The 13,328-nt window shown below is 57.9% G+C and carries 13 protein-coding genes; 5 read left to right on the forward strand and 8 right to left on the reverse strand.

From position 1 onward, the window contains the following. Nucleotides 1-10: 10 nt before the first annotated feature. From yghX to ACR0BF_RS05555, 4 genes are all read right to left on the reverse strand, one after another. Nucleotides 11-907, reverse strand: a complete 897-nt coding sequence (gene yghX, locus ACR0BF_RS05540) for a YghX family hydrolase (protein ID WP_480624445.1) — start codon at nucleotides 905-907, stop codon at nucleotides 11-13. Between the two features lie 63 nt (nucleotides 908-970). After that, nucleotides 971-2,440, reverse strand: coding sequence for a carboxypeptidase M32 (locus ACR0BF_RS05545; RefSeq protein WP_480624446.1), 1,470 nt, complete (start codon nucleotides 2,438-2,440; stop codon nucleotides 971-973). A gap of 4 nt (nucleotides 2,441-2,444) precedes the next feature. Then, a complete protein-coding gene (gene ctaA / locus ACR0BF_RS05550; RefSeq protein ID WP_480624447.1) occupies nucleotides 2,445-3,590 on the reverse strand; it encodes a heme A synthase in 1,146 nt (381 codons plus the stop codon). 59 nt (nucleotides 3,591-3,649) lie between these two features. Beyond that, nucleotides 3,650-4,393: an RNA methyltransferase gene (locus tag ACR0BF_RS05555; RefSeq protein WP_480473016.1), complete on the reverse strand. Its 744-nt coding sequence runs from the start codon at nucleotides 4,391-4,393 to the stop codon at nucleotides 3,650-3,652. Between the two features lie 154 nt (nucleotides 4,394-4,547). Here ACR0BF_RS05555 and ACR0BF_RS05560 point away from each other — a divergent pair, with 154 nt between their 5' ends. Beyond that, nucleotides 4,548-5,168 carry a thiamine phosphate synthase gene (locus ACR0BF_RS05560; RefSeq protein ID WP_480624448.1) on the forward strand — a complete coding sequence of 207 codons (621 nt, stop codon included), beginning with the start codon at nucleotides 4,548-4,550 and terminating at the stop codon, nucleotides 5,166-5,168. Here the strand turns inward: ACR0BF_RS05560 and ACR0BF_RS05565 are convergent. Continuing rightward, complete coding sequence (locus ACR0BF_RS05565) at nucleotides 5,165-6,307, reverse strand: HupE/UreJ family protein (protein WP_480624449.1); 1,143 nt, start codon at nucleotides 6,305-6,307, stop codon at nucleotides 5,165-5,167. The two genes, ACR0BF_RS05560 and ACR0BF_RS05565, sit on opposite strands and share 4 nt — an antisense overlap. A gap of 170 nt (nucleotides 6,308-6,477) precedes the next feature. On the opposite strand from ACR0BF_RS05565, the gene ACR0BF_RS05570 reads away from it, so the two are divergent. From ACR0BF_RS05570 to ACR0BF_RS05580, 3 genes are all read left to right on the forward strand, one after another. After that, nucleotides 6,478-7,371, forward strand: coding sequence for a PfkB family carbohydrate kinase (locus tag ACR0BF_RS05570; protein ID WP_480624450.1), 894 nt, complete (start codon nucleotides 6,478-6,480; stop codon nucleotides 7,369-7,371). After that, the gene (locus ACR0BF_RS05575; RefSeq protein ID WP_480624451.1) at nucleotides 7,368-8,279 is read left to right on the forward strand and encodes a pseudouridine-5'-phosphate glycosidase; all 912 of its coding nucleotides are present in this window, start codon (nucleotides 7,368-7,370) and stop codon (nucleotides 8,277-8,279) included. The genes ACR0BF_RS05570 and ACR0BF_RS05575 overlap by 4 nt, the downstream gene beginning before the upstream one ends. 65 nt (nucleotides 8,280-8,344) lie before the next feature. Next, nucleotides 8,345-9,025: a DUF502 domain-containing protein gene (locus ACR0BF_RS05580; protein WP_480553649.1), complete on the forward strand. Its 681-nt coding sequence runs from the start codon at nucleotides 8,345-8,347 to the stop codon at nucleotides 9,023-9,025. On the opposite strand, the gene ACR0BF_RS05585 is transcribed toward ACR0BF_RS05580, so the two are convergent. From ACR0BF_RS05585 to ACR0BF_RS05595, 3 genes are all read right to left on the reverse strand, one after another. After that, nucleotides 9,026-10,051 carry a patatin-like phospholipase family protein gene (locus ACR0BF_RS05585; protein ID WP_480621860.1) on the reverse strand — a complete coding sequence of 342 codons (1,026 nt, stop codon included), beginning with the start codon at nucleotides 10,049-10,051 and terminating at the stop codon, nucleotides 9,026-9,028. Nucleotides 10,052-10,115: 64 nt separating this feature from the next. Then, the gene (locus tag ACR0BF_RS05590; RefSeq protein ID WP_480473030.1) at nucleotides 10,116-10,889 is read right to left on the reverse strand and encodes a 3-hydroxybutyrate dehydrogenase; all 774 of its coding nucleotides are present in this window, start codon (nucleotides 10,887-10,889) and stop codon (nucleotides 10,116-10,118) included. 138 nt (nucleotides 10,890-11,027) lie between these two features. Beyond that, nucleotides 11,028-11,252 carry a hypothetical protein gene (locus tag ACR0BF_RS05595; RefSeq protein WP_480493162.1) on the reverse strand — a complete coding sequence of 75 codons (225 nt, stop codon included), beginning with the start codon at nucleotides 11,250-11,252 and terminating at the stop codon, nucleotides 11,028-11,030. On the opposite strand from ACR0BF_RS05595, the gene ACR0BF_RS05600 reads away from it, so the two are divergent. Further along, complete coding sequence (locus ACR0BF_RS05600) at nucleotides 11,191-13,008, forward strand: extracellular solute-binding protein (RefSeq protein WP_480624452.1); 1,818 nt, start codon at nucleotides 11,191-11,193, stop codon at nucleotides 13,006-13,008. The genes ACR0BF_RS05595 and ACR0BF_RS05600 overlap by 62 nt on opposite strands. The last annotated feature ends 320 nt before the right edge of the window (nucleotides 13,009-13,328 follow it).

Raw genomic sequence — 13,328 nt, forward strand, 5'->3', positions numbered from 1 at the left:
GGAGTTCACTTCATGTCAGGTAGGCATTGAAAAAAGCGATGGTCCGGCTCCATGCCAGATTTGCCGCGGCTTCGTCATACCTGGGCGTCGTATCGTTGTGAAAACCGTGATTGACGTCCGGATAGAAGTGCACGCTGAATTTCTTTTGATTGGCTTTCAACGCCTCTGAATATGCAGGCCATCCAGCGTTGATACGCTCGTCCAGACCGGCATAGTGAATCATAAGAGGTGCTTCGATGGACGGAACATCTTCGGCTGGTGGTTGCCGACCGTAGAATGGCACCGAGGCCGCAAGGTCCGGATAGGCCACGGCCAACGCGTTGCAAACACCTCCGCCATAGCAGAATCCGACAGCGCCAACCTTGCCTGTCGAAAGTTCGTGATCACGTAAAAACTCAAAAGCCGCGAAAAAATCCGCCATCAGTTTTTCCCGGTCCATCGAGCGCTGCATCTCGCGCCCTTCTTCATCAGTACCGGGATAGCCGCCAAGGGGGGACAACCCATCAGGTCCAAAAGCCAGGAAACCGGCCTTGGCCGCGCGGCGCACAACGTCCTCGATATAAGGGTTTAGACCCCGGTTCTCGTGCACGACCAGTACCGCAGGCAGTGTACCTTCGGCATTTGCCGGCATCGCCATCAGGCCGCTGGTTTCGCTGTGCCCGTCCGGGCTGTCATATGCGACCACCATGGTTTGGATCGCTGGATCGTCCGGGGCCACCTGTTGAGCCCAGGCGTAATTAGGTTGCAACTGGTCCAGAATCATTGCGCCTGTCATTCCGGCTGCCGTGTATTTACCGGCTTTTGAGATGAACTCACGCTTGGACATCGTGCCGTGCACATATCCGTCGAAAATTTCGAGGATACGCGGATCAAAATCACTGGCTTTCTTGCGGGCGTTTCCGGTCATCGTTGCCTCCCAGGCGATGGTATCGGTGCACCGATTCTAACGCCTGAGCCGCAATTCGGAAACTCACAAATCGTAGAGCGCGCCGAACTTGGCCTCGAGATAGCTTAGCAATGGGTCCGGTCCGGGTTCGATGCCGCTTGCACGGGCAATAACCTCGCGCGGTGCATAAAGGCCGCCATGCTGCTGCACATGCTCACGCAACCAGCCGGTCGCGCCGGACGTGCAGCCGCGGGCCAGTTGCGCATCAAGATCGGGCTCTGAACCGAGCAAGGCCTGATAGAGGCACCCAGCATAGACATTGCCCAGCGAGTAGGTCGGGAAGTAACCGAACAGCCCAACCGACCAGTGCACATCCTGCAAACAACCGTTCGAGGGCTTGTCGACCGCATAACCGAAATCTGCCTTGAACCGATCATTCCAGGCGGCCTCCAGATCGCCGACCTGCAAGTCTCCGGCCATCAGCGCGCGTTCCAGATCAAACCGCAGCATGATGTGCAGATTGTATTGGACCTCATCCGCCTCGGTGCGGATATAGCCGTTATGGACGCGGTTGACCGTCGCATAAAACGCGTCCGGATCGGCAATGCCGAAATCGCCGAACGCCTCTTTCATTTGTTCGAACAACCATCCGGTAAAGGCCCGCGACCGACCCAACTGGTTTTCGTAGATCCGGCTTTGGCTTTCATGCACGCCCATCGACACGCCAGACCCGAGCGGTGTCAGGAGGTATTTTTCGTCGATCCCCTGTTCATAGGCGGCGTGGCCCACCTCGTGAATGGTGGAATAGAAACAGTTGAACGGGTCTGTTTCGCTGGTTCGCGTGGTGATGCGGACGTCAAGACCGCTGCCGGAACTGAATGGGTGAACCGCCTTGTCCACGCGGCCATTGTTCAGGTCATAGCCAAAGGCGACCGCCAATTTTTGTGTCAGACGCATCTGGGTCTGCTCATCAAAACTGCGGTTCAGGGCAGCGGGCTCGGGCCGCTCCAGCACGGCGGCACGCAGGGCTACCAGTCGTGGGCGCATCTGGTCGAAGATATCCGCGATCTGGGCGCTGGTCGTGTAAGGTTCGTAATCTCCGACCATGGCGTCGTATACGTCGCCCCCTTGCGCCAGCGCCTCGCCTTCCTGTCGTTTCAGCGACACTACCTCTTCCAGAACCGGAAGAAAGGCCGAGACATCTTCGTCTGCGCGCGCCTGCGCCCACTTTCCCTGTGCAGCGGACGTCACACGGGCAATCGCCGTTGCCAGATCAGCAGGAACCTTCACCGCGCGATCATATGCGCGCCGGATTTCACGCATCTGCGCCTTGCCGACCTCATCCTGAGGTGCGGCCTGATCCAGCCATTCGGCAACACGAGGATCGGAACGGCGCGCGTGCAGGACAGATTCGATAGCTGCCATTTCTTCGGCGCGCTGAGGCGCTGCGCCGCGCGGCATGACGGTTTCCTGATCCCAGCCAAGCCGACCGGCGATCTGGCCCAAAGCCGAAGTTGCCCGCTGAAAGGTCATCAGTTCATTGAAAGCGGTCATAGTTTTAAACTCCGCGCACAGATGTTGCGATTGGATAAGCCGTGAGGAACCGCGCGCGCAGGATCAGCGTCCAAACGATGACGGCCATAAACTGGTGGAAGATAGCGATCTGCCATGGCGCGCCATAAACCACGGTCACGATGCCGACGACGACCTGTAACGAAAGCGCGGCGAAAGCAGCGTTGAAGGCAAAACGCGTCTGTGGATGCGCGCTGCTGCCGCCACGCCGCCAGACGACGACGGCAAAGATGAACAGCAGATACCCCGCACACCGGTGGATGAACTGTACCAGACCGGGGCTTTCAAAGAAATTTCGCCACATCGGTTCCAACATAGTCGCATCTGGGGGCAGCACGTGCCCCCCTATCAGCGGCCAGTCGGTGTAAGACCGCCCGGCGTCGATCCCGGCGACAAGCGCGCCAATGAGTATTTGTAAAAAGGCGAAATGCATCAGCCCTGTAGACAAGGAAAACAGCCTGACCTCTTTGGCCCGGCGCGCCTGCATCAGGTCACGCTCTTCCCGGCCAAGTTCAAAGATGTACCAGGCCAGAAATCCCAGGATCACAAAGGCCAGCCCCAAGTGTGTTGCCAGACGGTAACTCGCGACGGCTGTCATGCCTTCACCCTGGGTGACGCCCGAAGCCACCATCCACCAACCAACAGCGCCCTGCAGACCGCCAAGAAGACCCGGAACGATCAGCTTTCCGGTCCACCCTGTCGGGATCTTGCGGGCTGTTAGGAAGATTAGAAATCCAACGGCCCAGACCAGACCGATCATGCGACCCAACTGACGATGGCCCCATTCCCACCAATAGATGGATCTGAAGTCACCCAACTCCATCCACTGGTTCTGGATGCGCCATTGGTCAATCTGCTTGTACTTGTCGAACTCTGCCTGCCAGTCCGCCTCGGTCATCGGCGGCAAAGCTCCGGTGATCGGGCGCCATTCGGTGATCGAGAGGCCGCTGTCGGTCAGGCGCGTCAGGCCGCCAACCGCGATCATCACAACGACCAGAGCAAACAGGATCATCAGCCAGATGCGGATCGCGTTGCGCGCGCCGCCGCGCCCCCGGTCGATCATACCGGGTTGAACCGCCTGTTGTTTTTCGGTGCCCGTGACCTCTTCGAAGATGCTGCGCTTACCGCTCATGCTGTCCTCATGTCCTGATTTCGCCACAAGCTAGGGCTTGGGTGAAGATAGGTCCAGCCTCAGCCTTTATCCTTCCAGCGGACCATCTGCCGCATGATCCCGTGCAACATCTGCACATCGGCCCGTGTCATCCGCATCCGCGACCACAGGTTGCGCAGGTTAACCTTCATCCCTTCGGCCTTTTCGGGAGGGTAGAAGAACCCCGCCTCCTCCAGCCTGTCCTCGTAGTGCTCGACAAGTTTTTCGACTTCGATCCCCGTGGCCCAGTCGCCTTTGCCCAGGTCGGTCGACTCATGCACTACATCCCCGGTCTGGCGCATCCACTCATAGGCGGTCAGCAATACGCATTGACCAAGGTTCAGCGAGGCATATTCCGGGTTCACCGGCACCGAGATGATCGCGTTGGCCTTGGCGATGTCTTCATTCTCTAGCCCCGCGCGTTCAGGGCCGAACAGAACTGTAACCTTCTCGCCCGCAGCGATCTTTTCGGCGGCAATCCTCATTGCGTGTTCGGGGCTGTAGACAGGTTTGGTCAAGCCCCGCTGACGAGCTGTTGTGGCGAAGACAAACGTGCTGTCGGCCAGCGATCCGGCCAGATCATCAAACAACTGCGCCTCATCCAGCAAGCGCCCTGCACCGCTGGACATTGCCACCGCTTTGGGGTTCGGCCAGCCGTCACGGGGGGCTACAATACGCATCCGGTCCAGCCCAAAGTTCCACATCGCCCGCGCAGCAGCGCCGATGTTTTCACCCATCTGCGGGCGCACAAGAACGAAGGAAGGCTGGGGTTTGTCGCTGGGCATGGCTCACCTTAAGAAAACTTGGCCTGCTGTAATTGGCAGGCTCTTGCAGGGCAAGGCGCAAGGGCGTTATTTGCAGGCTCTTGACCATAAAAGTTTGCTTCCCAGCCGCAATCCGCTAAACCGCGCCAAAGACTGAAAGCCGAAGGACGCGCCCATGGACACCCCCGAGCAGCCGCAGATTTACCTGATCACGCCTCCGACTATCGAGTTGAGCACGTTCACGAACAAGCTGGCGACTGTGCTGGACGGGGTCGAGATTGCCTGTGTCCGCCTCGCGTTGGCCGGAAGTGACGAAGATACCATCGCTCGCGCGGCCGACGCTTGCCGCGAAGTCGCCCACGCGCGAGACGTGGCCATCGTGATCTCGAACCATGTATTGCTGGCGCAGCGTCTGGGGCTGGACGGGGTGCATTTGGATGATGCTGCACGCTCGGTCCGCACCGCGCGCAAGGAACTGGGCGCTGATGCAATCGTCGGAAGCTTTTGCGGCGCGTCGAGCCATGATGGTATGACTGCTGGCGAAAACGGAGCGGATTATGTGGCCTTCGGTCCTGTCGGCTCGGCCAAACTGAGGGACGGAACCCGCGCCGAAAAGGACCTGTTCCAATGGTGGTCCGAGATGATTGAGGTTCCGGTTGTGGCCGAAGGTGGGCTGACACCCGAACTGATCCGCGACCTGGCCCCCTGCACTGATTTCTTTGGCATTGGCGATGAGATCTGGGGCAGTGACGATCCGCTGGCGGCGCTGAAAACGCTGCTGGCGGCGTTGCTTTAACCCAGCACCCAAGGCTCGACAATCCAAAAGACACCGGCACCTGCAATCAGCATCGAGGCCAGAACCGATATCCGGCCTCGGGTTCGGTGCGAGCCGCCAGAAAACAAAAGCGACAGAGCAAGCCCAGCAAGGGCCACAACAACAAGCGGCAGAATACTCCCGGCGCCAAAGCCCAGGATGGCCGGGGGCAAATGATCTGGTGGCACCCCGATCCCGATCAGGTTCGAGGCAATTACCAGACCTTGAAAACCGCCAATGGCGAGAACCGCCAACAAACGCCAGACCTGCAATCGCCGGGCAACCAGGTTCCACAGCGCCAAAACGATGGTCGAAGCAACCAGAACAGGGGCCTCGCTCACTTTTCCTGCATCCAATACGCCATACAATCCCAGCCCAAGCCCGATCAGGGCGCCCGCTGACAGGAACATCAGTTGAGATACCACCGGGCGCAATTTCAAAGACAGAAACACTAGCGCCAAAACAAGAATGGATGGCTTAATTGGGTTTCGGAGAAACTGATCGACCCCTTTTGTGAAATATGTCTGCAATGTTTGTTGCGTTGTCAGAGACGCCCCGCCTTGCAAGGGGATCAGCGGGCTGGCTTCACCGGCAGCCAAATATCCGGTGTATGGGGCCGCGACATTTTGCTGTCGCAGAACGATTGGTCCGCTTTCTGACGGCCAGGTCAGACGCAGGTTTGACGCCTGATCGGGCAAAGGTGCAGTCAGCAACAGCTTGGAGATGCGTACTTTTCCCGTGTCCCCCACTACAGGAATACGCACACCTTCATAAGACAAACTCAATCGCTCTGGTGCCTCTACCACAAGATTTTGTTTCCAGAGATGAACGAACTCTCTGATCTGGGGTTCCAGCTCAGACGAAACCATTCGCCGCAAGGATTTGTAGTTTGGATCGTCAGAAAACGCAGCGGGCTGCGCGGGATTGTTCCCGGTCAACATAGCCTCGGCATTCCATTTCAACTCGAGAAACAGAGTGTCGGACTTGACCCAGAAATCAACGACGGTCGGCGGGGCGGATTGCGCCCTGCCCGATCCGGGATATAAAGTTGCAAGAACAAAAAAACTTAGGGCACAGGTTTTGAGGGTTCGAAAGATGGCGCGGAAAGCAGGGCCATTCATACGAAAAGCTCCAACAGGAAAATCAAATCACCAATCATTGCTTTCGATTGTTCCCGCGAAGGCCGCAGATCGCAAGCCCAAAGGGTATATCGGACCTGTGGATCGTAAATCTCTGATTGCGGTAACGTTCTGACTTGCATGGGCATCACCGCTGCGGCATGACGTCCTTTATGACTCAGAACAGTAATATCCTGTGTATCGGCTCGGTCCTGTGGGACGTGATCGGACGATCAGCCAGTGCCATGCGGCATGGCTCGGACGTGCCCGGCCGGATTACTCGCCTGCCGGGTGGTGTTGCGATGAACATAGCCATGACGCTGGTGCGTTTTGGTATGACGCCCACCCTGCTGACGGCCATCGGTCGTGACCCCGAGGGCGACGAACTGATTCATGCCTGCTCCCGCCTCGGCATGATCACGGATCACATCTATCGCTCGCAGGACCTGCCAACCGACCGGTATATGGCCGTCGAAGGTGCCAACGGGTTGATCGCGGCCATTGCCGACGCGCATTCGCTGGAAGCCGCTGGCGCAAAGATCCTGCGTCCGCTGATGCACGGCCCGCTTGGTCATGAAAACATGCCCTTTGAGGGACCTATTGCGCTTGACGGCAACCTGACCCTGAACCTGCTGGAAGAAATCGCCCAAAGCCCTGCTTTCGCCCGTGCCGATCTGCGTGTTGCCCCGGCCTCGCCCGGTAAGGCCGAGCGCCTATTGCCCTTCCTGAAACACGCCCGCGCCACGCTTTATGTGAACCTCGAAGAGGCAGGAATATTGTGCCAGCGCGAATTCACCGATTCTGAATCTGCCGCAAAAGGCCTTCTGGATCGTGGCGCGCTACGCGTGCTGGTCACCGATGGCGGCAGCTCGGCCACGGTCGGTAGTTCAGACGAAATTCTAACCCAAACACCCCCCTCCGTTCTGGTCACCCGTGTGACCGGTGCCGGGGATACCTTCATGGCGGCTCATATCGCCTCAGAATCCGGCGGCGCATCAAGTGACGAGGCTCTAACCCGCGCTCTGCATGCCGCAGCAACCTACGTTTCCGGAGAAACCCCACTGTGATCGACATCCAATATTCTGCCGAGGTCCGCGCCGCCAAGGACGCGGGCCATCCCATCGTTGCGCTGGAAAGCACCATCATCACCCACGGAATGCCCTACCCGCAAAACGTCGAAGTTGCGGCTCAGGTCGAACAGGACATCCGCGATGCGGGGGCGGTTCCGGCGACCATGGCGGTGATTGAAGGCAAATTGCATGTGGGGCTCGAGCCGGACCAGTTGCAATGGCTGGGTCAGACGCAAGGCGTTGCCAAAATCTCGCGCGCGGATATGGCGGCATGCATCTCGACCGGCGGCACCGGAGCCACAACCGTCGCCGCCACTATGATCGCCGCGCATTACGCCGGGATCGAGGTATTTGCTACAGGCGGCATCGGTGGCGTGCATCAGGGCGCCGAAACCACGTTCGACATCTCGGCTGATCTGCACGAACTTGGCCATACACCGGTCACCGTCGTCGCAGCCGGAGCCAAGGCTATCCTTGATCTGGCCAAAACCCTTGAGGTTCTGGAAACGCTGGGGGTTCCAGTCATCGCCCATGGTCAGGATGCGTTTCCTGCCTTCTGGTCTGCAAAGTCACCCTATGCTGCCCCCCTGCGCATGGACGCTCCAGAAGCTATCGCCAAGGCCCATGCAACCCGTCGCGCATTGGGCCTGCCTGGCGGGCAGCTGGTGGCCAACCCGATCCCGATCGCGGATCAGATCCCTGCCGAAATACTGGCCCCCATCATCGCCGAGGCACAGGCTGATGCTGATGCGCATCGGATTACCGGAAAAGATGTGACGCCCTATCTGCTGCAACGTATCTTTGAAAAGACCGAAGGCCGTTCGCTGACTGCCAACATTGCCCTTGTGCGTAACAATGCGCGCCTCGCGGCGGCGATTGCACGGGCACTGGTAGAACAGGGATAACGCAAGCCTATTGTGCCAAGGCTACCGATTGACTACCTAAATCCCGATAACCACTCGGATCCAAGATGAATACACCGTTCGACGAAGAACCGCTTCATCGCCGCCCCGGCATGCTGGCACGGCTGCGCGCGTCGTTCCTGACGGGGCTGGTTGTCATTGCGCCGGTCTGGCTGACGGTCTGGCTGATCTGGTCGGTAGTCGGTTGGATCGACAGTGCGGTCCTGCCACTGGTTCCTCATCAATTCCAACCGGAACGTTACGTCGGTATCAACCTGCGCGGCGTGGGCGTCGTGATCTTCCTGATCTTTACCGTTATCGTAGGGTGGATCGCAAAAGGAATTCTGGGCCGGTCCCTGATCCTGTTCGCTGAAAGCGTGGTAGATCGGATGCCGGTCGTCCGCTCGATCTATTCCGGGATCAAACAGATCTCGGAAACCGTATTTGCCCAAACCGAACGCTCTTTTGAGAAGGCATGCCTGATCCAGTATCCCCGCCGCGGGATCTGGGCCATTGGATTCGTCTCGACAACCGCCAAAGGCGAAATCAGCAAACGCGCGGAAACTGGAGGAGAGCTGCTCAGCGTTTTTGTCCCGACTACACCCAACCCGACCTCGGGCTTTTTGCTGTTTTTCCCGATGGAAGACGTAATTATGCTGGACATGACAATAGAGGATGCCGCGAAACTGGTGATTTCGGCCGGGCTCGTTTATCCCAACGAAAAAGACCCCACGCAACCGCCCGAGTGATTAACCGAACATAGCTGGCAGATCGACAGTACTGGTCTGACCCAGATCACTCTTATGCTTGGCCAGAAAACGATCCGCCGCTACCCGCCCCGCCTGTTTCAGCTTGTGCAAAATAACCGGGTTGGGCACGGTTTTAGTGGCAACAGACAGGCTGCTCATCAACTCGTTATCGGCAATCATATGCACCAGAACGCGGCTCATGTCCCCGGCCTTCAGCTTGCCCTCTTTCAGAAGCCGTTGAACAAAGCTGATTGCCCGCAATTCGCGAAACAGGGATGAATTGAAGCTGATCTCGTTTATCCGGTTCTGGATCTGCTGCGGTGTGACCGGCACCGCGTCGCGCTCCAACGGGTTGATATTCACGATCACCACATCATCCGGCAGATCATTGTTGAACAGCGGATAGAGCGCCGGATTACCAGTATAACCGCCATCCCAATAGGCCTCGATCCGGTCTGTCTTTGGATCAAATATCTCGACAGCCTTGAACAGGGTCGGCAGGCAGGCCGAAGCCAAAATGGCATCTGTCGAGACCTCCTCGCCGGTAAACACGCGGATCTTGCCGCTTCTCACGCAGGTGGCGCACACAAACAGGCGGGGTCCCGCATCGGCGCAAACTTCCGCAAAATTGAACCTGTCCACCACCGGCTCCAGCGGATTGCTGTAGAATGGACCATAAGCATAAGGCGACACCATCCGCGACCAGGCATCACCGAAGGAAAACGGCACCGAATATTCCATCGCCTGCGCGATTGCGGCCGGTTCCAACCCGCGAAACCAATTGGCGATACGCATGTCACCAATCGCGCCCATACGCCTCCAAAGCCCATCCAGTTGCGCGCGCGCACCCTCACGTCCTGAATGAACCATCCCCGATTTGAACGCCGCACCGTTCAACGCACCGGCGGATGTTCCGGTGATCGCAGCAACCTCGATGTCTTCCTCATCCAGCAGCCGGTCAAGCACACCCCAGGTGAATGCCCCATGCGCACCGCCGCCCTGCAAAGCCAGATTGATCCGTATCACCGCCCTCACCCTTCATCTTTTCAGAAATACTCCGGGGGTTTGGGGGCAGCGCCCCCAAGGCCAATCACAAGGCGGTCCAGCCGCCATCGACAGAAATCGTGGTTCCCGTGATCTGCGCCGCCGCGTCCGAACACAGGAAAATGGTTGTCCCACCCAATTGCTCAACGGTGGCGAATTCCTTGGAAGGTTGCCGTTCAAGAAGCACGTTTTTCACGACCTCCTCGCGGCTCATATTGTATTCTTTCATCGTGTTCGGGATCTGGGCCTCGACCAGAGGCGTCAGCACATAGCCCGGGCAAATGGCGTTGCAGGTGATCGGTTCTTGCGCCGTTTCCAAGGCAACGGTCTTGGTCATCCCCACCACCCCGTGCTTGGCGGCAACATAGGCTGCCTTGAACGGCGACGCCGTCAAACCATGCGCCGAGGCGATATTCACGATACGACCCCATCCCGCTTTGCGCATTATCGGCAGTGCGGCCGCGGTCGTGTGAAAGGCCGAGTTCATGTTGATCGCAATAATCGCATCCCATTTATCCACCGGGAACTGATCGATCGGGGACACAAACTGAATGCCCGCGTTGTTCACAAGTATGTCGCAAGATCCGGCCTGCTCAATCAGCGCGCGGCACTCATCGCCTCTTGACATGTCCGCCTTGATGTAACGCGCGTTGGTTCCGGTCTCTTTGGCAATCTCAGCAGCCAACGCGTGATCTTCGTCACGGTCCGTAAAGGAATTAAGGACGACATCTGCTCCAGCCTTCGCCAGCTCGCGCGCGACCCCCAGACCGATGCCAGAATTAGACCCAGTGATGATTGCTGTTTTGCCGGAAAGGCTCATGACCGTTCTCCCTGATGCGATGATTTGGTGCACAATGCCATGCTGCACCTGCAAAGAAAACGGGGAAACACACTGGTCTGAAATCCCAGCCTGACACTTCTCAAGCAGCCAAAAAAAAACGCCCGCACGAAGCGGGCGTTAAGTTATTGAGGCAGGTTTCATACAGGCAAGAAACCTATCGAGCAGTGCATCCTTTATAAGCAATTCCACGCCTTCGTCCAAGCTAAAAGTTTGATAATATGAAAAATCATCACTACGGTGAATCCCAACAAAATAAGGCCAGAGCAGGATTGTTTCCAAAATGAGCCCGGATTTTCTCCGACCGTTTCGACCACTTGCGGCGGGAATCGCCAGCATTTTCATGATCTCGTCCGCCCATGCAGAATCGTCTCATGGCATAGCTATGTATGGAGACCCGGCCCTACCACCGGATTTTGTGTCCCTACCCTATGCCAACCCCGATGCGCCCAAAGGCGGCAAAGTCGTTTTCGGAAATACTGGCGGCTATAACAGCCTGAACCCGTTTTTGCAAAAAGGCACCTCGCCCTGGCAATTGCCATTTTGGACCCATGAAAGCCTGATGGGGCGATCCTGGGACGAACCTTTCACACTTTACGGGCTGTTAGCCGAATCAGTTGAGACGGCTCCCGACCGGTCATGGGTTGAATTTACCCTGCGGGAAGAGGCCCGGTTTTCCGACGGCAGCCCGGTCACGATTGACGACGTGATCTGGTCATACGAGACGCTCGGCACTCAGGGGCATCTGCGCTATCGCGGTTTTTGGGACAAAATCGACAGGATCGAACAGACCGGCCCGCGTTCGGTTCGGATTACTTTCAACGTGCCGGATCGCGAACTTGCCCTGCTCGCAGGGATGCGTCCGGTCCTCCAAAAGGCGCAGTGGAAGGACAAGAAATTTGCCGACGCCGCCTTGCACGATGTCCCAATCGGAACCGGCCCCTATGTGATCGAAAGCTACGAGGCGGGGCGCTATGTGAACCTTCGTCGCAACCCTGAGTATTGGGGGCAGGATATCCCGTTCCGTCGCGGCACCATGAATCTGGATGAAATGCGGATCGAGTTCTACGGCGACGGCAGCGTCCTGTTCGAGGCCTTCAAAGCCGGTGAGCTATCAGCGGTGCGTGAGTTCAACGGCGACAAATGGGACACGCAATACAGCTTCCCCGCCGTTCAGCGCGGCGATGTCATCAAGACCGAGATCCCGCATGGCAAACCGTCAGGCATGACCGGGTTCGTGATGAATACCCGCAAAGCCCCGTTCGACGACTGGCGCGTTCGCGAGGCCATGACGCTGGCCTTCAACTTCGAGTTCATCAACGACACGATCACTGGTGGGGCGCAGCCAAGGATCACGTCCTACTTTTCAGGCTCGGACCTGGCCATGCAGCCCGGACCGGCCCAAGGGCAGGTAAAAGCCCTGCTGGAACCCTTTGCCTCGGATCTGATCCCCGGCACGCTGGAAGGGTATGAACTGCCGAAGGGCGACGGTTCAGCCCGCAACCGCGCAAATATTCGCAAAGCCACCAAACTGTTGACCGAAGCGGGTTGGACCGTTCAGGACGGAGTCTTGCGCAACACGAATGGTGACCCGTTCAAAATGACGGTCTTGCTGCAGCAGGGTGACAGCGAGATGGCGTCGGTGGTCGAGATTTATTCCCGCGCTCTGGAACGGCTTGGCATTCAGGTTACGACGGAACAGGTCGACAACGCGCAGTATGTCGGGCGCACTGGGGAACTGGATTTTGATGTTACGCCTTTCCGGCGTGCTCTTTCACTGTCTCCCGGCAATGAACAGCGTTTGTATTGGGGAAGCGAGAACGCGGACACACCCGGCACACGCAACCTGATGGGCGTGGCCTCGCCCGCTGTTGATGCGATGATTGACGCCATGCTTGCCTCGGAAACACGTGAAGATTTCACCGCGGCAACCCGCGCGCTTGACCGGGTTCTGACGGCCGGTCGCTATGTCATCCCGATCTGGAGTTTTGATGTCGGGCGGATTGCCCACATACGCGAGCTCAGGTTCCCCGACACTGTGCCAATCTATGGCGATGGACCGCAATACATGCCGGAAGTGTGGTGGTACGACGCCCGGTAGTCACATGAACATCAGGGCAGCCGGGTTTTGTACAACACCGGCTGTTCACCGCGGTGTGTTGGCGGACGCCTTGAAATACACGATTCCTTTGCTCTTCCTGCCCGATTGGCCCATGAAAACCACGCCTGTCGGCGGAAATCAGCACATTGCCATCACATTCAGGTATACGTTTGGCGACGACAAATCGCAGCACCACATGCAGGCCATATCGGACGCCGGATGATCCCATGAGACGGGCCTTCGGCCTGCTTTGGCCAACACTAAAAGCTACATTGAATCGAAATATTTAGACGTAGCCCAAAGATCGAGATCGCCTTTAC

The sequence above is a fragment of the Ruegeria sp. AG7 genome (genome assembly GCF_056541545.1).

Excerpts from the sequence above, each read along its gene's own strand:
- yghX (WP_480624445.1), bottom strand. The coding sequence starts at position 907 with ATGACCGGAAACGCCCGCAAGAAAGCCAGTGATTTTGATCCGCGTATC.
- ACR0BF_RS05545 (WP_480624446.1), bottom strand. The coding sequence starts at position 2,440 with ATGACCGCTTTCAATGAACTGATGACCTTTCAGCGGGCAACTTCGGCT.
- ctaA (WP_480624447.1), bottom strand. The coding sequence starts at position 3,590 with ATGAGCGGTAAGCGCAGCATCTTCGAAGAGGTCACGGGCACCGAAAAA.
- ACR0BF_RS05555 (WP_480473016.1), bottom strand. The coding sequence starts at position 4,393 with ATGCCCAGCGACAAACCCCAGCCTTCCTTCGTTCTTGTGCGCCCGCAG.
- ACR0BF_RS05560 (WP_480624448.1), top strand. The coding sequence starts at position 4,548 with ATGGACACCCCCGAGCAGCCGCAGATTTACCTGATCACGCCTCCGACT.
- ACR0BF_RS05565 (WP_480624449.1), bottom strand. The coding sequence starts at position 6,307 with ATGAATGGCCCTGCTTTCCGCGCCATCTTTCGAACCCTCAAAACCTGT.
- ACR0BF_RS05570 (WP_480624450.1), top strand. The coding sequence starts at position 6,478 with ATGACTCAGAACAGTAATATCCTGTGTATCGGCTCGGTCCTGTGGGAC.
- ACR0BF_RS05580 (WP_480553649.1), top strand. The coding sequence starts at position 8,345 with ATGAATACACCGTTCGACGAAGAACCGCTTCATCGCCGCCCCGGCATG.
- ACR0BF_RS05590 (WP_480473030.1), bottom strand. The coding sequence starts at position 10,889 with ATGAGCCTTTCCGGCAAAACAGCAATCATCACTGGGTCTAATTCTGGC.
- ACR0BF_RS05600 (WP_480624452.1), top strand. The coding sequence starts at position 11,191 with ATGAGCCCGGATTTTCTCCGACCGTTTCGACCACTTGCGGCGGGAATC.
- ACR0BF_RS05595 (WP_480493162.1), bottom strand. The coding sequence starts at position 11,252 with ATGAAAATGCTGGCGATTCCCGCCGCAAGTGGTCGAAACGGTCGGAGA.